This window comes from Acinetobacter sp. WCHAc010034, from assembly GCF_001696615.3.
Taxonomy (GTDB): domain Bacteria; phylum Pseudomonadota; class Gammaproteobacteria; order Pseudomonadales; family Moraxellaceae; genus Acinetobacter.
Map to the genome: position 1 here is coordinate 1,718,884 of NZ_CP032279.1, position 20,755 is coordinate 1,739,638.

Genomic DNA, 20,755 nt, shown 5'->3' on the forward strand with positions numbered 1-20,755 from the left:
ACATCCGCCATTTCTGCAGAGGCCGAAAAAATGCATCTCCATCCGCCATCCAGCAATGCCCTTCTGGCCTTAGAGCAGGCCTGCCCAATGCACAGCTCAATTGCATTCTGCCTGAACCGGCTCAGGGCAGCGCATATTCAGTTTCTGAATCTGGGCAATCTGATCATCTGCCCCAGCCATAACGGCCTGATTATTTTCCAGTCCCGCCTGCGGGTCCGGATTGAAGCGCTGGCGCCGCAGCAAAGCTGATTTGCAGAACCGCCCTGATCACGTAAACTTAGCGCATAGCTTTTAAAACTCAGGATTGATCATGACTGTACAGCGACTGCATGTAGAAAAACGCTTTTCGGAAATCGCCATTTCCGGCAATTTGGTGCATTTGGCCGGCCAGCTGGCTGCAGACACCAGCTTGGATATTCAGGGCCAAACCCGGCAGACGCTGGACATCATTGACCGCTTTCTGGCGGATGCCGGCACCGACAAAAGCCATATCATGTCGGTGATGATTTTCCTCAAGGACATTGAACAGGACTATGCCGGCATGAATGAAGTCTGGGATGCCTGGGTCAGCGGCATGAACGCCCTGCCCCGCACCTGCGTTGAAGCCAAGCTTTATGCGCCGGATGTGCTGGTTGAAATGACCGTGGTTGCGGTCAAGCCTGAATAAAGCCCAGGCTGCGCCCGCAAAAAAAAGCATGCCGTTCCGGCATGCTTTTTCATTTCAGCTTCTCAGCTGAGCAGCTTGACCTTTTTGCGTTTCAGATCTGAATAAAGGTGGTACTTCTTCAGGCCGCTTGCCGGCGCAGCCGGCAGCAGTTTGGCATGCTCAGGCAGAAAATCTTCCCGCAGCTGATAATACTCAGGCACATCCTCATAGCGGATGACGCGGTAGCCGGCCATTTCCAGCAGCGCATCCTGATACTGCGCGCGCTGCGGGCGCTTCAGCACCATCGGGTCATCCAAAGCGACAATCGCAGCCACCTGCTGGTTTTTATCCAGCACCACAAAGTCCGCCACCATATTCCGGTACTTATTGCGCGTGCGGTAATATTTGGTAGTCAGCAGCGCATCAAAGGAAACATGCGCCAAAATCATATGGCCGGGCAGAATCTCCTTCAGGCGCGTATAGGTCCGCTGCTCATTGATATTGAAAATAGCGCGCTGCTTCAATGCGCTATCCTGCTGCCTGGCGTTATTTTCCAGACTGCTCCAAGCCATTATGAGCATGCAGCCAAGTAAAATACTCGCGATCACAATATAAATTGCCATCTCTCATAATCCTTTATCTTTCTTATAATCGTTTTTTAGCCGTAAACTTATGACTTGCTCCAGTATACAGCGGGTCTTATTGTTAAAATTTTCAATTAAAAAAATTCCCCTCAAGCTTACACCAAACATGCGTCAAAATTGACAATTCGCTGCACAGCAGCCGCCATCTCTGGAATGTCCGATGCTTCAGGGCAATAGCCCATCATCGGCTATTCCGGCTAATGTATGCCATCCGCGGAAAAGCTGGCAAGGCCGTTTCTGACCGCTGTCAGCCAATTCCGATAAGCTGTTACTGTTTTAGCATTATTCTGTCCCTGAATGCCGCCTAAATTGCTGCAGTTTATGTAAATTGGCGCTTCACGCCGCGCAGCGCAAAAAAAAGGATGCCTGCGCATCCTTCTTCTTCAATCATCCCGCTTCAGTCAAGCGCGGGATTTCGGCCGGGCTTTGCCTTTCGGCTTGGCGCCGCCAAACGGCTTTTTATCGCCGGTTTCACGCGGCGGCAGGCCGGTATGCTGGGTCAGCAGCTGGCCGCGCTCCGGGCGCTTCTTGCTGTTGGATGGGCGGGACTGATTTTTCGCTTGCTGATTGCGGCTCTCTCCATTCCGCTTTTGCGAATCGCCGTCAACCGTGGAGTTTTTCTTGCGCGCCGACTGATACTGGCCTTCGGCTGCGCCTGCAGGCTGATAGGTCGGAATCAGGTGCTGCTTCGAGTTGCCGATCAGGTCGGCGCGGCCCATGTCTTTCAGCGCCTCGCGCAGCAAAGGCCAGTTGTTCGGATCATGATAGCGCAGGAAGGCCTTATGCAGGCGGCGGCGCTTTTCGCCTTTGACGATATCGACATTTTCCGTATAGCGCGCCACTTTCGCCAGCGGGTTTTTAGCGCTGTAGTACATGGTGGTTGCGGTCGCCATCGGCGACGGGTAGAAGGTCTGCACCTGATCGGCGCGGAAGCCGTTCTTCTTCAGCCAAACCGCCAGATTCATCATGTCGTAGTCGGTGGTGCCCGGATGCGCGGCGATGAAGTACGGAATCAGGTACTGCTCTTTGCCGGCTTCCTTGCTGAAGCGCTCAAACATCTGCTTGAAGCGGTCATAGGTGCCGATGCCCGGCTTCATCATCTTGGACAACGGGCCTTTTTCGGTATGCTCAGGGGCAATCTTCAAATAGCCGCCGACATGGTGCTGCACCAGCTCTTTGACATATTCGGGGTTCAGCACCGCCAGGTCATAGCGCAGGCCGGAACCGATCAAGATTTTTTTAATGCCCTTGATCGCGCGCGCCTTGCGGTACAGCTGGGTCAATGGCGCATGGTCGGTATGCAGGTTCTGGCAGACGCCCGGATAGACGCAGGACGGCTTGCGGCAGTTCTTTTCAATTTCAGGGTCTTTGCAGTGCAGGCGGTACATATTGGCCGTCGGGCCGCCCAAGTCTGAAATAATACCGGTAAAGCCCGGCGCGGTATCGCGGATTTTTTCCACTTCGCGCAGGATGGAATCTTCAGAACGGTTCTGAATAATCCGGCCTTCATGTTCGGTAATGGAGCAGAAGGTGCAGCCGCCGAAGCAGCCGCGCATGATGTTCACCGAGAACTTGATCATGTCGAATGCCGGGAAGCGCGCTTCGCCATAAGCCGGATGCGGCAGGCGCGCATACGGCAGGTCAAACACATAGTCCATTTCTTCCGTAGTCAGCGGAATCGGCGGCGCGTTCAGCCAGACATCGCGCTCGCCGTGCTTCTGCACCAGCGCACGCGCATTGCCCGGATTGGTTTCCAGATGCAGGATGCGGTTGGCGTGCGCATACAGCACCGGGTCAGCAGCCACCTCTTCAAACGCCGGCAGGCGGATCACCGCCAGCTCACGCGGCGGCAGCTTATGCTTGATGGCTTTGGAGGCCGGCTGCAGCTGCACAATCTGGGTATCGGCATCCAGATTGTCGCCTTCACGGACAATAGGGTTGGCCACCAGTTCTTTCTGGAAATTCTGATACTGGGTTAAGGAATTGCCTTTGTCTTTTTCAATTTCGCAGCCGTCCAGATCTTCCGTCATCACATAAGGGTTGATAATTGGGTCGACGCGCCCGACGGCATCCACATCATTGGAAGCGATTTCCACAAATTTGGCTTTGGAGGCGCGGTTGTTTTTATTGACGATGAATGCGGTGCCCCGCACATCGGTAATTTCGTGGATTTTCTGGCCTTTGGCCAGGCGGTGCATGACTTCAACAATCGAGCGCTCGCCATTGCCGTACATCAGCAAATCAGCCTTGGAATCCATCAGCACCGAACGGCGGACTTTGTCTGACCAGTAGTCATAATGCGCGATGCGGCGCAGCGAGGCTTCAATGCCGCCCAGCAGCACCGGCACATCCGGAAAGGCTTCGCGGCAGCGCTGGCAGTATACTGTCGCCGCGCGGTCCGGGCGCTTGTTCGGCACATTGTCCGGAGAATAGGCGTCATCCGAGCGGATTTTGCGGTCAGCCGTATAGCGGTTGATCATCGAGTCCATATTGCCCGCGGTCACACCCCAGGCGATATTCGGCTTGCCCAGCGCGCGAAATGCTTCAGCATTGGTCCAGTCCGGCTGCGCGATAATGCCGACGCGGAAGCCTTGCGCTTCCAGGGTGCGGCCGATAATGCCTGAACAGAATGAGGGATGATCGATATAGGCGTCGCCGCAGACCAAAATAAAGTCGCAGCTGTCCCAGCCGAGCTGATCCATTTCTTCACGCGACATCGGCAAAAATGGCGCAGGATCAAAACATGACGCCCAATATTTGTCGTAATCAAACAGCGCTTTAGGCGCTGTCTGCATGGTATAAGCAGTAGACATGGCTAGCAATTCTCGGCTGGCAGATGAAAGGCCTGAATATCAGGCCTAAGATGAAAGCCGATCATTTTAACATGAATTTCATTCATCTTGCTTGACTATAATTTATGCAAGTCCAGCGCATTCATAATGGCTTTGCGCGGATACAGCGCTGAAGCGCCTGGGCAGGCTTCAAGCCTTTTGCATTGCTGAGCGGCCTGCGGCGCGCAAAAGCGCCCTTCAGCAGGCGGGCCGGATCAGCTCGAAACCGTATTCTTGCCTTTCGCCTTCGCCCTGAACAGCGCCTCATCGGCTTTTGCCAGCAGCGCCATCCAGCTGGCCGCGCCAACCGCGACCCCCGCGCTGATTGACACATTCACATCGGCCAGCTCTTCGCACTGGAAAATCTCCGACGCCAGAACGCTCTTGCGGATTTTCTCCGCAATTTTCAATGCCGTTTCCAGGCTGATGTTTTCCATCAGCACCAGAAATTCATCGCCGCCATAGCGCACCAGCAAATCAGACGCGCGCACGCTGCTTTTCAGGTTTTCCGCAACCGCCTGAATCACCTGATCGCCGACGATATGCCCGCAGCTGTCATTCACCCGCTTAAAGTTATCAATATCAATAATCATCAGGCAGGATTGCTTAAACTGGCTGGGCTGTTTTTCTAAAAGCTTAATGTATTCATCCAGCGCAAAGCGGTTGGCTATGCCGGTTAATGAATCTGAATGCGCAATATGCTTCAGCTGGAACTCCAAAGCTTCGCGCTGCTGCAGCTTTTTCTGCAGGCGGCTGATGGCGTCAAAAATGCTGGAGCCCTGCCGGTGCCGGCTGCTTTCCGCGGCCGGCCGGTCCTCCAGCTGCGCCAGCTCAAACAGCTGCCGGCGGGCGGCGATTAAAGGCTCAAACACCCATTTCCGGGCATAAATCATGGTCAGCACCACCGCCAGCAAAGAAACCAGCACCATTAAAATGGCATATACCAGATTTTTCTTCGCCTGCCGCTGCTCATGCTGCGCCGCCTCTACGCTGTACTGCAGAATATAGTCCTGCAGCGCCACCACGGTGCTGAATTTGCCCACAATCGCCTGCGTCAGCTCCGGGCCGGTCATACTGTACGGCTGCCCCTTCAGGCTTTCATCCACTAGGCCGGCAATAATCGGCAGGCCCTGATCCAGAAACTCGCTTTTTACCCGCCGGTGCAGCGCCTGAAACTGCGGCGTTTTATCATGCTCCGGCTGCACCACATTGACCAGCTGCCATAAATACTGCGTTTGGCGCTGGGTCTGCATGAAGCGCGCCAGATTTTCCTCCGGCACCGGCTCATTGAAGGTCACGGCCGCCATGATATTCGACGCCGTCCTTCCGGCCTGATCACGCAAATCGGCCAACAGCAGGATCAGGGTATAGTAATTGGACAAGGCCGTATCCTTGCCCTGGGAGCGGCTTACCACATGCTGCAGCACCTCATGGCTTTTATCCCAGGCCATGAACATTGAGGCAATCGCCTGATCCAGCTGCTGCGGCCGCCGCTGCTCATCAGGCAGGGCAATATAGCCATCGACCGCCCGGCGTCCAAACGCCAGAGCCGGCTTGAGATTCCGCTCCAGCTCCAGCGCTGCAGGCGCAAAGCCGCTCCGCTTCAGCACCTCTGCCGTGCGCTGAATCTGCAGATCAACTTCTGCGCGGTATTCCCGCAAGGCCTGCAGCTGCTCCGGCAGCGCTGCCCGCGGGCTGGACATGGCATTATTGGCCGGCGCGCGCTCTCTGGAAATTTTATTGGACAGCTCCGCCAGCATTTTCAGGCTTTGAATTTCCTGCAGCGCTTCCGCGCTGCTCCGGTAGCTGCGGTAGCTGCCGGCAATCAGCGGCAAGCTAATCAGAGCCACAGACAGCACGATGACCAGCATCGCCAGCCATAGGCGCCTGCTGAGCTGTTCAGAGCGCAAAGCATTCATGGTTCTTTTTACGCTCCACACTCAAACTGATGCATGCCTCAAAGGCGCAGCCTTGGCGCCGGGAGCGCAGGCATTGACGCATCTTTTAATTCTTCTAAGCGCCGCCTGCATTAAAAAATGCAGATCGGCACCGCCAATTCAAAGCCGGTATCATGCATGGCGGATTCCGCCTGCGCAGATGCAGATGCAGATGCAGATGCAGATGCAGATGCAGCGGAGCAAAGCGCCGGTTAAATCAGCCTGCCATAGCCTCTCCCCCTTGCCGCGCTCAGTATATGCAATTGCCCCAGAAAAGGCATTAGCCGCTACATAATTTTTTTACCTTATATTTCATTTAGATACAAAAAATTGAACTATTTTTCATACAGCTGCCGAAGAACATATTTACACACGCCACAATTCAGTGCATAATGCACCTCATTAGGGCATTCTAAAGTTTTCCTCAGCAGAAACTTTAGATTTCCCGCAAATTTTGGCAGGAAAATCCCGGTTTTGCATAAAAACCGGGATTTTTTTTGCCTAAATTCAGCTAAGCTCAGAATTCTCAAGGATAAACCGCACCATTAATGTGCGTATTTTGCGCCATTTTTTCCAAGCCGCAGGAAGCGCTGTCCAGCCGAATTCCGGACAAAAAAAAGCCCAACCTTGGGGAAAGCTGGGCGGATAAAACAAAAATTGTGGAGAACCAGTCAGCGTTCACAAAATACGCCTGATCTGATAACTGGATTATGAGAACTATTGCAGAATAAGTAAAGTATATTAATTTACTATGTTTTGAACTGAATCACAGTTTTTCATATTTTTTGCAAAAAAAGCCGCAATAAAATAAAAAGAATGGCTTTTTTATAATCAATTTTCATTTTTTTAAACAGCTGGTTCGGCTTATTTTCAGGGAACTGCACAGTAAAGCGCAGTTTTTGCGTTTAGATTACTTAATCTATAATTGTTATTTAAACTCAAATAACACATATCAATTGTTTTTTACAATCAACAATCCGCCCTTCCAGGCTGCGGATTTGCAGCTTTTTGAGTAAAAGCCCCACAGAGAGTCATTGTTATGAATCAACTTTTTTCAGGTTGACAGAGTTTTTACCTTTCAGTAAATATTTGAACAAAAAATAAGCTTGTTACATATCTATAAAATAATCGCCTTTAAGATCATTGACTTAATAAAATGTTACAATACAATGCTCAATGTTTAATCCATTTGCAATAGAACTGGTATTTATCATGAAAAAACTCGGTTTAGCCTCCGCTTTACTTTTAGCCATGACCGGTGCACAAGCGTACCAAGTAGAAGTACAAGGTCAGTCAGAATTCATTGACAACACTGTAAATGACAAAAACTTCACTGGCGCGGTTCAGGGTACTTACTACTTTAAAAATGTTGATGCATCTAAAGGCCCATTGGCTGAAGCAGCTTTCTTAAACCAGGCTTCCAGCGCATCTTTAGCTTATAACTACGGCGAATATGACGTTGATGCAGACAACAATGCCAACTTCACTTCGCACACTATCGGCGCTAAAGCTGAAGCTTATGTACCGACTAAATTTGTTCCTGTATACGCCAGCGCGTCTTACAGCAACACAATTACAGACAAGAAAAATAACCGTGCAGATGACCACGGCGACCGCTATGCAGTTGAAGTCGGCGCGGTTGTTGTTCCTAACTTCCTGGTTGCAGTCGGCTACACCAGCGTGCCTAACCAAGTGTCTTATGACGCTTTCAACATTCTGGCGAACGGCGTTGTCAAAGCCGGCCTAGAATCAGATACAATTGCCCGTGACCAAGACGCAGTTACTGCGCGCACCAAATATGTAGGCGCGATTGACGGCACCAATATGGCTATTGGCTTTGAAACCAACCTGCTGTTCGCTGAATACAAAGCTTACGGCTTGAAAACTGATTTATTTGTAAACCCTCAGTTAAGCGTTGGCGCATCTTATGCGGAGTCAAGCTTTAAAGAATCTCCAAACAAAGCTTGGGGCGCGAATGTCAACTACTTCATCACTCCAGCTGTTGCAGTAGGCGCTTCTTATGTAAACGCCAATGCTGAAAAAGGTTCTGTATACGATACAGAAACTGTTGGCCTAAATGCTAAATTCCGCTTCTAATTCATTTAGCAGCCGGATTTAAAAAAGGACGCTGAAAAGCGTCCTTTTTTAATGGCCTTGCGCAGCTGAAATTTACTCCGGCAGGCGCACCAGATTTAAGAAATGCAGATGGCGCTCATACTGGTCAATAATGTCCTGCAGCAGGTCTTCCTGCGTCCATTCCATCACATCATAGTTTTGCCCGCCTTCTTTTAAAAACACTTCGGCCTGGTAGTATTCCGCGCCCTTAGCCTGCAGATCCGCCATAAAGCTCGGCGGCAAGGTTTCCCGCGCAATAACCTGGTAAATGAAGTTAATTTCATTGTGGTGATCAACCCGGAGCTTGAGGCCTTCATCCAGATCAATAATTTCAACGGTCAGTTCACGGCGTTCAAATTCTTTCTGAATGCTGCGGAAAGCCCTTAAAACCTGCTCCTGGATAAACTGCTCCACTTCGGCTTTTGAATGCGGATAATGCATAATCAGGCCCAGCCGCTGCTGCCAGCTGCGCGGATTCTGAATGGCCCTGGGCGTAATGCGCGCCGCCTGCAGGGCCTGCATTTTCACCACATCCAGGCGCAGCGCTTTCAGCAGCCCCCAACAAATCAGCAGCATAATCAGGGTGAACGGCAGGGCGCTGAGCATGGTTGCAGACTGCAGCGCGCCCAAGCCGCCTGCCAGCAGCAGCACAATCGCCAGCAGCGCCATCAGCACCGTCCAGAACAGGCGCTGCCAGACCGGAGAATTTTCAGACTTGGAGCTTAAGTAATCGGTAACCAGCGCGCCGGAATCGGCCGAAGTGACAAAGAACAGCATCACCAGCACAGTGGCCAGCAGGCTCATCACCCCGGAAAACGGCAGCCCGTGCAGAAATTCAAACAGCGCCACCGAAGAGTCGCGCTGCACCGCAGCCACTAAGCCGGCATTGGCTTCATGCAGAATGCTGTGCAATGCGGCATTGCCCATAAAGCCCATCCAGATCAGGGTAAATCCCGATGGAATCAGCAGCACGCCGACAATAAACTCGCGGATGCTGCGCCCTTCCGAGACCAGCGCAATAAACATGCCGACAAATGGCGACCATGAAATCCACCACGCCCAGTACATGATGGTCCAGCCGCCAATCCAGCCATTCGGCTGATAGGCATACAGGTTGAAGGTCATGCTGAATAAGTTGGAGATGTACTGGCCGGCATTCTGAATAGTGGTCTGCAGCAGGTAAATGCTGGGGCCGGCGAAGAATACAAACAGCAGCAGCGCCAGGGCCAGCATCAGGTTCAATTCGGACAGGCGCTTGATGCCTTTGTCCAGGCCCAGGAAGATTGACAGCGAGGCCATGGCGCTGACCGCAATAATCAAAATAACCTGGGTCTGGGCCGACTGCTCAATGCCGATCAGGTAATTCAAGCCGGAGTTGATTTGCGTCACGCCAAAACCCAGCGTGGTGGCCACGCCAAACACCGTGCCGATGGTGGCAAAGGTGTCGACAGCATCGCCGATCGGGCCATGAATTTTCTTGCCGATCAGCGGATACAGCGCCGAACGGATTTTCAGCGGCAGCTGATGCCGGTAAGCGAAATAAGCCAGCGCCAGGCCGACTATGGTGTAAATGGCCCAGGCATGCAGGCCCCAGTGGAAAAAGGTGACGCGCATGGCCTGCTGGGCAGCTGAAATAGTTTCCGGTTCGCCTGCAGGCGGCGAAACATAGTGCATCACCGGTTCCGCCACCCCGAAGAACATCAGGCCAATGCCCATGCCGGCGGTAAACAGCATGGCAAACCATGAGGCGTTGCTGTAGGACGGCAGGCTGTGGTCTGGCCCCAGCTTGATTTTACCCATGTCAGAGATGGCGATATAAATCAGCAGGATCAGGAAAATCGCCACAGACAGCACATAAAACCAGCTGAATGAGTCGGTCACCCAGCGGTTCAGCTGCTGGGTAATCAGGTCAAATGAGTTCGGCGCCAGAATGACAATGGCCAGAAACACGCCAATCAGCATGACCGTACTTAGAAACACGCTTGGATTCACATTGGAATACCAAGATGCAGATTTGGAAGACATAAAGACCCCATCTTCATTATTTTGTTTATCAGACAGACCCGGAGGTCAGGAAGCATTCACGCGGAGTGAACAAAAAGACGAGTTCAGTAAATAGAAAAGACTCAGCAGTATTTTAAATTAATGATAAAAATAAATATGTTAGGCTCATGTTACTTTATCGTAACACGGCTCAGCGCTCTTTATCCTGCGGCTTGGGCAAATGCGCAACGTAATTCAGGGCAATCAACCGGGACACAATCACCGCCAGATACATCACGCCGCAGAACATCTGCAGCACCGCCAAAACCCGCGCCGGCGGGCTGACCGGCATCAGATCCGATAGCCCTGTCGCCGACTGCAGGCTGAAGCTCAGGAACAGCAGATCCAGCCATGACTGCTGCCCCGGAACCGCCGGATTGTAAAAGCTGCCGGGATACATCAGCTGGCACACGCCGTAAAGGAAGGCGAAGCCCCAGGCGATTAAAGTGAAGACCGCGCCGGCAGCAAACAGCTCATCGCGGGTTAGGTAGCGGTCTGCAAACATGTAGCGGAGCAGGCCGTAGGCTGCGCTGAAATACGCCAGCGCTTCAAAGCTGTGCGCAATCATTTGAATCTGCGGGTCGGCAGCGCCAAGAATCATCATGGTGGAAAAAATGACCGCGCCGCCGACAAAGCTTAATCCTAAAATAGTGAACATCGGCGTCTGCTGGATGACTTTGGCGATCAGCAGCAGTACCAGCACGCCCAGCACCCAAAGCAGCGCGCGGTACGTCAGGCTGGAATCCGGCACAGCGGTCAGTACCAGAACCAGCAGCTGAAGCAGCAGCAGCCACGCTGACGGCAGCATCTTAAAGCCTGTCCAAAAATCGCTGAATGCCTGCATGCCGCCCTTCCTGCGCGCTGTCTGCAGCCGCGCTGCTGTATTTATTGCAGCCCCTCATCAGCCAAGCGGGCCGCATGAAACTGCGCCGGCTTTTGCTGTTCCTTCCTTCTAACTTAACATGAAGGCGCCGCGCTGCGGTGAATAAATTTGCAGGCCCGGACGGATGAATTACAAAATCTGAAGCAAAGCCTGCTGTAAATTACACAGCAAAAGCGCACATTGGAAATCATTCCTGCGCATTTGAGTCCGCCCATGAATATCCGCCTGCTGTTTCTTGCGCCGCTCTGCGCCCTGCTGATCAGCGCCTGCACGCAAACCGATCCCCTGCTGGAAAACCGTCAAAGCTATGTCGGCGCATGGAAAAATGAGCAAAGCGAGTTGATCATCAAAGCCTCCGGCGAAGTGCTGTATTCGCATAGAGAATCTGCTGCACATCACCGCGCCAGAGAAGCCGGCAGCAGCAGCGCTTCGGTCTTCATCAAGGCCAATATCAGCAGCTTTGATGATCAAAGCTTCAGCATCGGCCAGGGCCAGGGCGAGCTGTCAAAGCGCTTTGCCATTGACCGTGCGCCTTACCGCGACAAAGGCCAGTGGAAAATGACCCTCAACGGCGAGCATTTTATCCGCCAGTAGCGCAGCGCTGCCTGAAGCCGGAAAAAGCGCCGGCAATAAAAAAAGCCCCTTGCGGGGCTTTCCTGTTTCAGCTTAATCGGCAGATCAGTGATCTGATGCGCCGGAGATGCCGATGCCGGTTTGTGAGCGTACAAACTGCGCATCGAAAGCTTTGCGTTCAGCATGCGCCTGCGCAGAGCTGTCTGTTACTGAGAATAACCAGCAGCAGAAGAATGACAACGGCATTGCAAAGATCGCCGGGCCATTGAATGGGTTAATCGGGGTTTCAGAAATGCCCAATGTATCCACCCAAACCGCTTTCGCAAGCACAATCAATGTTACTGCAGTCACCAAGCCCACTACGCCGCCAACTACTGCGCCGCGGGTGGTTAAGCCTTTCCAGAACATTGACAGTACAAGCACCGGGAAGTTTGCGCAGGCAGCCACAGAGAATGCCAAGCCAACCATGAAGGCAACGTTCTGCTTCTCGAACAGAATGCCCAGGATCATTGCGAAAACAGCAAGGCCCAAAGTTGCGATTTTAGACATGCGCAGTTCAGATTCAGGCGTAGTCTGGCCTTTCTTGAATACGTTGGCATACAGGTCATGCGAAATTGCAGATGCGCCAGACAGCGTCAGGCCCGCTACAACCGCAAGGATGGTTGCGAATGCCACTGCTGAAATGAAGCCCATGAACAGGTCGCCGCCCACTGCGTCAGACAGGTGAACCGCAGCCATGTTGTTGCCGCCCACCAGTTCCAGCTTGCCGGTAACCGCCATTTTCGCAACGTCAATGAATTGCGGGTTGTTGGATACGTAAAGGATCGCGCCAAAACCGATGATGAAAGTCAGCAGGTAGAAGTAGCCGATGAAGCCGGTTGCAACCACAACAGATTTGCGCGCTTCTTTTGCGTCTTTCACGGTGAAGAAACGCATCAGGATGTGCGGCAGGCCGGCAGTACCGAACATCAATGCCAGGCCTAAAGAAATCGCGTCAATCGGGTTTGCCGCCAGTTTGCCCGGGCCCATGATGTTGGCCGCTTCAGTCAGGCCGATATCATGCACTTTAGAGAATACCTGAATCGACTGCTCAAACATGTTGGTGAAGCTGAAGCCCACGCCTTTCATTACCATGAAAGCCATGAAAGTTGCGCCGGACAGCAGCATCACCGCTTTGATGATCTGCACCCAAGTGGTCGCCAGCATGCCGCCGAAGATCACGTAGGCCATCATCAGCAGGCCGACAATCACCACCGCGATGTTGTAGTTCAGGCCGAACAGCAGCTTGATCAGCTGGCCTGCGCCAACCATCTGCGCGATTAAATAGAATGCCACTACAACCAGCGAACTGACCGCAGCCAGAGTACGCACTGGCTTTTCTTCCAGGCGGAATGAAACCACGTCAGACAAGTTGTATTTGCCCAGGTTGCGCAGGCGTTCCGCCACCAGGAACAGCACGATCGGCCAGCCGACCATGAAGCCCAGCGAGTACAGCAGGCCATCAAAGCCTGAGCTGAACACCAGTGCGGAAATGCCGAGGAAAGACGCTGCCGACATATAGTCGCCGGCAATCGCCAAGCCGTTCTGAAAGCCGGAAATGCCGCCGCCGGCAGTATAGAAGTCCTGCGTGCTGGTGGTTTGGCGCGCAGCCCATTTGGTGATAAACAGCGTCAGGCCCACAAAAATTGCGAACATGATGATCGCATGCCAGTTGGTGGCCTGCTGTTCAGCTGCGCCTAAATCCGGGCCGGCCATCGCCATGCCTGACATCAGCAGCGCCGGGGCTGCCAGCGCTTGCGCTTTCAATGAATTCCATTTCATCTTAGTGCTGTCCTTTTCCTTGAGTAATCGCTTCAACTTCGCGCATTGCTTCTTCATTCAGCGGATCAAGCTTATTGTTTGCAATATACGAATAAACACCGCATAAAAGGAAAGACAATACAATAATGCCCAAGCCTAATGGCATGCCGATGGTGGTCACGCCGCCGCTGAATGAACTCATTAAGAATTCTTTGTTGTAGCCGACTAAAAGCATGAAGCCTACATAGACAATCAGCATGACGCTTGTCAATGTCCAGCTCAGCCTGCTTTTTCTGTTGACCATTTCTTTAAATTTTGGATTCTGTAGAATACGATCTACCTGTGCTTCATCCATAACCCTGCTCCTGTTAACACCCAGCCGTGGGCGCAATTTTTTAATTCGAATTATTTCGTTCCTAAAGTTACCAATCTTGCAGGGGTTTTGTAATTTAGACTTTGGTCGTTAAATTTTGATCAACCCCGGCAGCATGCAGGCGGATAAGGTATCATGGGCCGGAGATTCAACTGCTGCGGGCACTATGAACAGCTGGCTTATCATGGGGGTGCTGGCCCTCTATATCGCATTACTCTTTATCTGCGCTTTTTTCGGCGAAAAGCACGCCAGCCGGCTCAGCACCCGCGGCCGCATGCTGCTGTTCAGCCTGACGCTGGGCGTATACTGCTCATCATGGACCTTTTACGGCGCCACCGGGGCCGCCGTGCGCGAAGGCATTATTTTCCTGCCAATTTACCTCGGCCCGCTGCTGTTTGTCGCGCTCGGCTATGACATCTGGCGCCGCCTGGGGCGCGTCCGCCAGCATCACGCCATTTCCTCGATTGCCGACTTTGTGGCGGCCCGCTACGGCAAGAGCGGCCCGCTGGCTTCGCTGGTGACCATTCTGGCGGTAATTGCGATCATTCCCTATCTGGCGCTGCAGCTGCGCGCCATTGCGCTCAGCGCGTCGGTGATTCTCGATCCGGCCGCCGGCATTACCGGCACCACCAACGGCGTGCTGTTCCTCACCGGCATTCTGGCGATACTGGCAATGATGTTCGGCACGCGGCAAATCGCCAACACCGAACAGCACGGCGGCCTGATGCTGGCCGTAGCCTTTGAGTCCTTTGTCAAACTGTTTGCGCTGCTGGCGGTGGCGTTTTTCTTTGTCTTTGAAGCGCCGCAGAACCTGCACCAGATCAGCGCGGACATCAGCTCAACCTTCCATGACGTGCAGCTGTTCGGCGTGCCGGAAAGCTTCTGGATTCAGACCCTGCTGGCCGCGCTGGCGATCATCTGCCTGCCGCGCCAGTTCCATGTGGCCGTGGTTGAGCTGCGCGATGAAAAGCATATCCGCGGCGCGCGGCGCTGGTTCGCCGTTTATCTGATTCTGACCATTGTGGCGATTATCCCGATTGCCAGCTGGGCTCTGCACGCCGCGCCGCAGTATCTGGCGATACCCGATGTCGCCGTGCTGTCGCTGCCGCTGAGCTACAATCAGGACTGGCTGACCCTGCTGGCTTTCCTCGGCGGCTTCTCGGCATCCACCGGCATGCTGCTGGTGTCTTCGGTGGCCCTGTCGATCATGCTCAGCAACGACCTGATCATGCCGGCGCTGTGGCGCAGCAACCTGCTGTCGCGCCATGACAAGCGCCTGCCGCTGGTGCTGAAATTCACCCGCCGCGTCTGCATTCTGGCGGTGATGCTGCTGGGCTTCCTGTTCTTTCACTTCTTCAACGATATTGACCAGCTTTCGGTCTTCGGCCTGCTGGCCTTCAGCGCGGTGGCGCAGTTCTCTCCGGCGCTGATCGGCGGCCTGTACTGGCGCGGCGGCAGCAAGCAGGGCGTCTACGCCGGCCTGCTGACCGGCTTCGCGCTGTGGGCCTATACCCTGCTGCTGCCGACCGTGCTGCGCAGCCTGCCGGATCAGTTCAAGGCCTATACGCAAAGCGTGCTGGATTTCGGCCCGCTCGGCATTGGCTGGCTGCGCCCGGAAGCGCTGCTGGGCTTTGAGTCCTTTGATCCCCTGACCCACGGCGTGGTCTGGTCGCTGGGCCTGAACATCATTCTGTACATCTGGATTTCGCGGGTGTTCCGCCCCAGCATTGCCGAGCAGATTCAGGCGGAAAGCTTTTTCTACTATGAAACCAAGCCGCTGCCGTCGCACAATACCTCCAGCGACATCAACTACCTGCACCATGACGTTGCGCGCCTGAAAGTCGGCGACCTGATCACGCTGGCCAAGCGCATTACCGGCGAAGGCGCCGCCACCCGCGCCTTCCAGCAGTTCTGCATGCAGAACAATGTCAGCCTGAATGAAAACAGCAGCGCCAACGGCATGTGGTGGCGCTTTACCGAGCAGTATCTGGCCGGCACCATCGGCGCGGCTTCCGCCCGCACCCTGCTGACCACCGCAATGGTCAATAACGGCTTGGCGCTGGGCCAGGTCGCCAACATTCTGGATCAGGCCTCGCAATGGCAGCGCTTCAACCAGAACCTGATCATGACCATGATTGACCATATGACGCAGGGCGTCAGCGTGGTCGATGAAAACATGTGCCTGGTGGCATGGAACAATCAGTATTTGAAGCTGTTTGACTATCCTAAAGACATTGTCTATGTCGGCTGCCCGATTGCCGACCTGATCCGCTACAATGCCGAACGCGGCGAATGCGGGCCGGGTTCGGTCGAAGAGCATGTGCGCAAGCGCATCCACTGGATGCAGGTCGGCAGCTCGCATGAATTTGAACGCATCCGCAAAGACGGCCGGGTGATTCAAATGCGCGGCAACCCGATTGAAGGCGGCGGCTTCGTCACCACCTTCGCCGACATTACCGCCTTCCGCGAAAATGAAGCCGTGCTGGAAGCGCGCGTGCAGGACCGCACCCAGCAGCTGGCCAATGCCTTGGCCGAGCAGCAGCTGGCGCGGGAAGCGGCCGATAAAGCCAATATGTCCAAGAGCCGCTTCATCGCCGCCGCCAGCCACGACCTGCTGCAGCCGATGCATGCCGCCCGCCTGTTCAGCACCGCGCTGGAGCAGAGCGTGCAGAGTGAAGAAGACCGCAAGACCCTGCAGCAGCTGGACCGCGCGCTGCACGGCGCGGAAAGCATGCTCTCCGCCCTGCTGGATATCGCCCGCCTGGAAGGCGGCACCATTCAGCCCAAGCGCCAGTCTTATCCGCTGCATGACCTGCTCAGCGACCTGGAGCTGCAGTTCAAATCCATCGCTGCTCAGCGCGGCATTAAATTCAGCGTGCATGACGCGCAGTTCTGGATTGACACCGACCCGCAGTGGATCCGGCGCATCATTCAGAACTTCGTCAGCAATGCGCTGCGCTATACCGCCCGCGGCCGGGTGATTGTCGGCGTGCTGCGCTGCGCAGCCAAGCCGGATCATATCCGCATCGGGGTCTGGGATACCGGACCGGGCGTTGCCGAAGAGCAGCGCATCAAACTGTTTCAGGAATTCGAGCGCTGCGGCCACACCTCGCCTTGGGGCGAACAGGGCCTCGGCCTCGGCTTGGCGATTGTGCAGCGCATGACCAGCCTGCTGGACTATCCGGTGCATGTCTATTCGGAACTGGGCAAAGGCTCCTGCTTCATGATTGAAGTGCCGGTCGTCGAAGCGCCGAAAATCACCGCTGCGCCGGTGCAGGCGGTGCCGCTGAAGGCCAAGGCCTATAAGATTTTGTGCCTGGACAATGATGAAACCATTCTGGAAGGCATGTCGACCCTGCTGAGCAAATGGGGCTATCAGGTGTTCAAAGCCACCGAACCGGAACAGGCGCTGCAGATGATTCAGCAGGAAAGCATACAAGTCTGGCTGGTCGATCAGCACCTGAATGACGGCAAGGCCGGCCTGGACTTTATTTTGGCCAGCCGCCAGGAAAAAGTGCCGGTGGCGCTAATTACCGCAGACTCCGATCCGGAACTGCCGCAGCGCCTGAAGGAGCTGAATATTGTGCTGCTGAAAAAGCCGCTGAAGCCGGCTTCGCTGCGCTCCTGGCTGTCCGGGCTGAAAATCTCCGGCAGCTAAAATCCGGCGCAGAACGCCTAAAACCCGCCCATTTCATTCACATGAAATGGGCTTTTTTTATGCCGGGCCAATTGCCGCATTTTTCCAGCTGGCCATTTATTCCGGCGCATAGGCAAAATGCCTCAGAAATAGCGCCATAAGGCGCTGAAGGGTTGGCCAAAAAGATCAAATGCGTTTTGCCTATGGCAAAAGCTGACCATTGTTTAAGTGAACATTCGTATACTTAGTTACAAATTAAAAAAACATTGTTTTTAATAAAAATAATATGATTAAACCCGCAAGCTATAACTTTAGTCGTATTTTTATTCACCGCCAATTCAGCCTAAAAATAGGCCATGAAACGGTCAGTTTCCCGCCGCTTTAACAGCGCATGCTCCATTTGAGAAGCGAAGCTGATCTGAATGCCTCAACCGGAGTTTGATTATGAATATTTATGAAACTGTCCCGCAAGGCGCCAGCAGCACCCAGCAATTTCACCGCGAATACGGCGCCAATGCCCTATTGCCGGATATTGACTGGACCAGCGCCTTTAAATACAGCAGGCTGAATGACACCCACCTGCAGGCGCTGGACGCCCTGTATCAAAGCGCCGTGCCCCTCGCCCTGCAGGTTTTTGACGAACTGGAATTTGATGTTTTCGCCCCATCGGCCTATCAGCCGCATGGCCTGGGCCTGTTTGAGCGCTTGGCGCAGCAGGAGGAAAAGCTGCTGAGCCGCCTGGACGCGGAAGCTCAGAACCTGAGTGAGGCGGCGCGCCATCAAATCTGGAGCATGCTCCTGCGCGGCGGCGCGGTACTGGTGTTCAAGGCATGGCTGGGCAAAGTCAAAACCGGCCAAGACCAGCTGGATACCTCGCAGTTTGATGAACTGTCGGATCTGCTGTTTATTAAAACCTCGCCTTTTGAACTGGCGGAGCGCCTGGATATTGACCCCGAATCGGCGCAGGATCATATTTTCCTGATGCACGGCAATGAAGTCTACCTCGACCGCTTCAACAGCCTTGAAACCGCCGCCCTGTTTGTCGATCTGGGCGTCTATGACGCCGCTTTCCTGAGCCTGCGCGACGACCGCGTGGCGGAATACCTCACCCGCAAAGGCTATGTCACTGCAGAGCAGATTGATGAGCTGCAGTGCGCCTTGAACCCGCTGTTCTGCACAGACTTAACCCCTAAGCAGGACTGCATCGCCTAAGCCGCAGAAACAAAACGCATAAAGAAGGCCTCAAATGAGGCCTTTTTTTAACGCTGCGCGCAGCTTACATTTTCTTTTCTTCAATATTCAAGGCATTAATCGCCAGCACGGCCTGCGTGCGGTTCTGCACGCCCAGCTTGCGGAAAATCGCCGTGACATGCGCTTTAATCGTGGCTTCAGAAACATCCAGCTCATAGGCAATCTGCTTGTTCAGCAGGCCTTCAGCCACCATCATCAATACCCGGAACTGCTGCGGCGTCAGAGACTGAATGCGTTCCGCCAGCGCGGTTTCATCGGCTGCCCGCGGGTCAAAGCTGACATTGGCCGGCAGATTCGGCGGCAGCCAGATCTCGCCTTCCAGCACCTGGCGGATCGCTTCGCCGATATGGCTCGGATGCGCGGATTTCGGAATATAGCCCATCGCGCCGTGCGCAATCGCGCGCTGAATAATCGAGGTTTCTTCATGCGCGGAAACCACAATAATCGGCAAGGACGGATACTGCGCGCGCACATGCACCAGTGCGGAAAAGCCCGATGCGCCCGGCAAGTTTAAATCCAGCAGCACAAGATCCGGTTCCGGGCCATTTTCCAGGCGTTCATAAAACTCATTTACCGCCGCCGTTTCATTAATCTGGGCTTGCGGCAGGCTGTAGCGGACAGCTTGAATTAAAGCATGGCGGAACAGCGGGTGATCATCAACGATTAATATATTCATAAGCAGCGTGAAAGATCTTGTGCACAGTGGCCCTATTTTAACCACACATGCTGCCTTAAGGATATGCAAGTTATAACTATTTTTTAATTAATCTGCAGCTTTGCAGCAGAAAATATTGGCTTTCCCTGATTTTCTGCAATTGTTCAATTCAAATCACTTTTTCATATAAATTTTAGCTGCGGATGGAACAAGCTTATCTGCATCTGAGATAAATTTAAAATTCAATCAATTAGATACAAGTAGGCATTCAATATTTCACATAATTCCATATAGCTTAAAAACAGATAAGTTCCGGCATTTTGCTTATTTTACAGCAGCCAGCGCGCTCGGGATTAATACAAGGCATTCCCCTTAACCCATATTTCAGGTTGTAAAAATGTCTATTTCAAATCAGCAGAAGCCGCTGAATATCGTTGCTGTTTCAGGCGGACTTAATCACCCTTCAAAAACCGAAGCGCTGGTGCAGGCCATTATTGACGAGCTGGCTGAAGCCACGCCGGTGCATGTGCATTTCATCAAATTCAGCGAAATTGGCCCCCTGCTGGGCGGCGCCATTTACCGCAGCCAGCTGCCGCAGCGCGTGCAGGATGACCTGGCCGCGGTTGAAGCCGCCGATGCCCTGATTGTCGGCACGCCGGTTTACCGCGCGTCATTTACAGGATTATTCAAGCATTTTTTTGACTTTGTGGAGCAGACTGCGCTGGCGGATGTGCCGGTGCTGCTGGCCGCTTCCGGCGGCAGCGACCGCCATGCCTTGGTGCTTGAGCATCAGCTGCGCCCGCTGTTCAGCTTTTTTCAGGCGCAGACCTTGCCGATTGGTGTATATGCCACAGACCGCGACTTCACTCCGGAATACAGCATTCACAGCCAGCTGCTCCGCGACCGCATCACCTTAGCGGTGGCCCGCGCGCTGCCGATTGTGGAATGGGCGCCGGCCAAAGGCCAGCGTGCGGAAGCCGTGAAAGAGAAATCGCAGCAGGCCAGCCAGAATCTGGGCATCAATAGGCAGATTGAGCAGGATGAAGTGCTGCCATCGGCTGCGGTGCCAAGCCTGAACGCTGCCGAAGCGCGCCTGCATCACAACAAGCCGAAAAGCCACGTAGCGTAAACCCTGCCGCATCTAAAGGGTGCGGATATGCCGCGGCTGAGCCAGAAGATTGCGGAGCGCATTATTAAACTGAAAGCAGCGTGCTGCCCGTACTGCCGCCGCCAAATCCGCCTAAGCTTTTATTTAAGCGGATTTCACGAAAGACCATAATAGCCATAACGCAGGCAGCGGCTGTTTTCCCTCAAGGCTCGGCTTGGGGGATTTTTTATTGCCCGGATGAAGTGCAAAGCTGCATCAG

At 53.8% G+C, this 20,755-nt stretch carries 15 protein-coding genes; 7 read left to right on the forward strand and 8 right to left on the reverse strand.

Annotated features, from left to right (window positions below; all coding sequences use genetic code 11):
* The first annotated feature begins 30 nt into the window (after positions 1-30).
* Together BEN74_RS09885 and BEN74_RS09890 are read left to right on the forward strand one after the other, a co-directional pair.
* Positions 31-249, forward strand: a complete 219-nt coding sequence (locus tag BEN74_RS09885) for a hypothetical protein (RefSeq protein ID WP_068908092.1) — start codon at positions 31-33, stop codon at positions 247-249.
* 61 nt (positions 250-310) lie between these two features.
* Entirely contained in the window at positions 311-667 is a 357-nt protein-coding gene (locus BEN74_RS09890) for a RidA family protein (RefSeq protein WP_068907980.1), read from the forward strand.
* Positions 668-729: 62 nt separating this feature from the next.
* On the opposite strand, the gene BEN74_RS09895 is transcribed toward BEN74_RS09890, so the two are convergent.
* From BEN74_RS09895 to BEN74_RS09905, 3 genes are all read right to left on the reverse strand, one after another.
* The gene (locus BEN74_RS09895) at positions 730-1,269 is read right to left on the reverse strand and encodes a DUF2726 domain-containing protein (RefSeq protein ID WP_068907977.1); all 540 of its coding nucleotides are present in this window, start codon (positions 1,267-1,269) and stop codon (positions 730-732) included.
* 422 nt (positions 1,270-1,691) lie between these two features.
* On the reverse strand, positions 1,692-4,103 hold the full coding sequence (locus tag BEN74_RS09900; RefSeq protein ID WP_068907975.1) for a YgiQ family radical SAM protein: 2,412 nt from the start codon (positions 4,101-4,103) through the stop codon (positions 1,692-1,694).
* A gap of 233 nt (positions 4,104-4,336) precedes the next feature.
* Positions 4,337-6,040, reverse strand: coding sequence for a GGDEF domain-containing protein (locus tag BEN74_RS09905; RefSeq protein ID WP_068907972.1), 1,704 nt, complete (start codon positions 6,038-6,040; stop codon positions 4,337-4,339).
* Between the two features lie 1,230 nt (positions 6,041-7,270).
* On the opposite strand from BEN74_RS09905, the gene omp33-36 reads away from it, so the two are divergent.
* Positions 7,271-8,155, forward strand: a complete 885-nt coding sequence (gene omp33-36 / locus BEN74_RS09910) for a porin Omp33-36 (protein ID WP_068908089.1) — start codon at positions 7,271-7,273, stop codon at positions 8,153-8,155.
* Positions 8,156-8,227: 72 nt separating this feature from the next.
* On the opposite strand, the gene BEN74_RS09915 is transcribed toward omp33-36, so the two are convergent.
* Both BEN74_RS09915 and BEN74_RS09920 read right to left on the reverse strand, forming a co-directional pair.
* A complete protein-coding gene (locus tag BEN74_RS09915) occupies positions 8,228-10,198 on the reverse strand; it encodes a BCCT family transporter (protein WP_068907969.1) in 1,971 nt (656 codons plus the stop codon).
* 169 nt (positions 10,199-10,367) lie between these two features.
* Positions 10,368-11,060 (reverse strand): ion channel, encoded by a 693-nt coding sequence (locus BEN74_RS09920; protein ID WP_068907966.1) that lies wholly within the window; start codon positions 11,058-11,060, stop codon positions 10,368-10,370.
* Between the two features lie 252 nt (positions 11,061-11,312).
* Between BEN74_RS09920 and BEN74_RS09925 the strand changes: the two genes are divergently transcribed.
* Entirely contained in the window at positions 11,313-11,693 is a 381-nt protein-coding gene (locus tag BEN74_RS09925) for a hypothetical protein (RefSeq protein ID WP_162898168.1), read from the forward strand.
* A gap of 84 nt (positions 11,694-11,777) precedes the next feature.
* On the opposite strand, the gene BEN74_RS09930 is transcribed toward BEN74_RS09925, so the two are convergent.
* A complete protein-coding gene (locus BEN74_RS09930) occupies positions 11,778-13,493 on the reverse strand; it encodes a cation acetate symporter (protein WP_068907962.1) in 1,716 nt (571 codons plus the stop codon).
* Position 13,494: 1 nt separating this feature from the next.
* Complete coding sequence (locus tag BEN74_RS09935; protein ID WP_068907960.1) at positions 13,495-13,827, reverse strand: DUF485 domain-containing protein; 333 nt, start codon at positions 13,825-13,827, stop codon at positions 13,495-13,497.
* A 184-nt stretch (positions 13,828-14,011) separates the two neighbouring features.
* Between BEN74_RS09935 and BEN74_RS09940 the strand changes: the two genes are divergently transcribed.
* Positions 14,012-17,503: a PAS domain-containing hybrid sensor histidine kinase/response regulator gene (locus BEN74_RS09940; RefSeq protein WP_068908087.1), complete on the forward strand. Its 3,492-nt coding sequence runs from the start codon at positions 14,012-14,014 to the stop codon at positions 17,501-17,503.
* 423 nt (positions 17,504-17,926) lie between these two features.
* Positions 17,927-18,694, forward strand: a complete 768-nt coding sequence (locus BEN74_RS09945; RefSeq protein WP_068907957.1) for a hypothetical protein — start codon at positions 17,927-17,929, stop codon at positions 18,692-18,694.
* Positions 18,695-18,758: 64 nt separating this feature from the next.
* On the opposite strand, the gene BEN74_RS09950 is transcribed toward BEN74_RS09945, so the two are convergent.
* The gene (locus tag BEN74_RS09950) at positions 18,759-19,409 is read right to left on the reverse strand and encodes a response regulator (protein WP_068907955.1); all 651 of its coding nucleotides are present in this window, start codon (positions 19,407-19,409) and stop codon (positions 18,759-18,761) included.
* A 376-nt stretch (positions 19,410-19,785) separates the two neighbouring features.
* On the opposite strand from BEN74_RS09950, the gene msuE reads away from it, so the two are divergent.
* Positions 19,786-20,517 (forward strand): FMN reductase, encoded by a 732-nt coding sequence (gene msuE, locus BEN74_RS09955; RefSeq protein ID WP_068907952.1) that lies wholly within the window; start codon positions 19,786-19,788, stop codon positions 20,515-20,517.
* The last annotated feature ends 238 nt before the right edge of the window (positions 20,518-20,755 follow it).

Bases quoted from the DNA above. Each gene is read 5' to 3' on its own strand.
- BEN74_RS09945 (WP_068907957.1), top strand. From the start codon at position 17,927: ATGAATATTTATGAAACTGTCCCGCAAGGCGCCAGCAGCACCCAGCAA.
- BEN74_RS09930 (WP_068907962.1), bottom strand. From the start codon at position 13,493: ATGAAATGGAATTCATTGAAAGCGCAAGCGCTGGCAGCCCCGGCGCTG.
- BEN74_RS09940 (WP_068908087.1), top strand. From the start codon at position 14,012: ATGAACAGCTGGCTTATCATGGGGGTGCTGGCCCTCTATATCGCATTA.
- BEN74_RS09915 (WP_068907969.1), bottom strand. From the start codon at position 10,198: ATGTCTTCCAAATCTGCATCTTGGTATTCCAATGTGAATCCAAGCGTG.
- BEN74_RS09920 (WP_068907966.1), bottom strand. From the start codon at position 11,060: ATGCAGGCATTCAGCGATTTTTGGACAGGCTTTAAGATGCTGCCGTCA.
- BEN74_RS09935 (WP_068907960.1), bottom strand. From the start codon at position 13,827: ATGGATGAAGCACAGGTAGATCGTATTCTACAGAATCCAAAATTTAAA.
- BEN74_RS09905 (WP_068907972.1), bottom strand. From the start codon at position 6,040: ATGAATGCTTTGCGCTCTGAACAGCTCAGCAGGCGCCTATGGCTGGCG.
- BEN74_RS09950 (WP_068907955.1), bottom strand. From the start codon at position 19,409: ATGAATATATTAATCGTTGATGATCACCCGCTGTTCCGCCATGCTTTA.
- BEN74_RS09895 (WP_068907977.1), bottom strand. From the start codon at position 1,269: ATGGCAATTTATATTGTGATCGCGAGTATTTTACTTGGCTGCATGCTC.
- omp33-36 (WP_068908089.1), top strand. From the start codon at position 7,271: ATGAAAAAACTCGGTTTAGCCTCCGCTTTACTTTTAGCCATGACCGGT.
- BEN74_RS09925 (WP_162898168.1), top strand. From the start codon at position 11,313: ATGAATATCCGCCTGCTGTTTCTTGCGCCGCTCTGCGCCCTGCTGATC.
- BEN74_RS09885 (WP_068908092.1), top strand. From the start codon at position 31: ATGCATCTCCATCCGCCATCCAGCAATGCCCTTCTGGCCTTAGAGCAG.
- BEN74_RS09890 (WP_068907980.1), top strand. From the start codon at position 311: ATGACTGTACAGCGACTGCATGTAGAAAAACGCTTTTCGGAAATCGCC.
- BEN74_RS09900 (WP_068907975.1), bottom strand. From the start codon at position 4,103: ATGTCTACTGCTTATACCATGCAGACAGCGCCTAAAGCGCTGTTTGAT.
- msuE (WP_068907952.1), top strand. From the start codon at position 19,786: ATGTCTATTTCAAATCAGCAGAAGCCGCTGAATATCGTTGCTGTTTCA.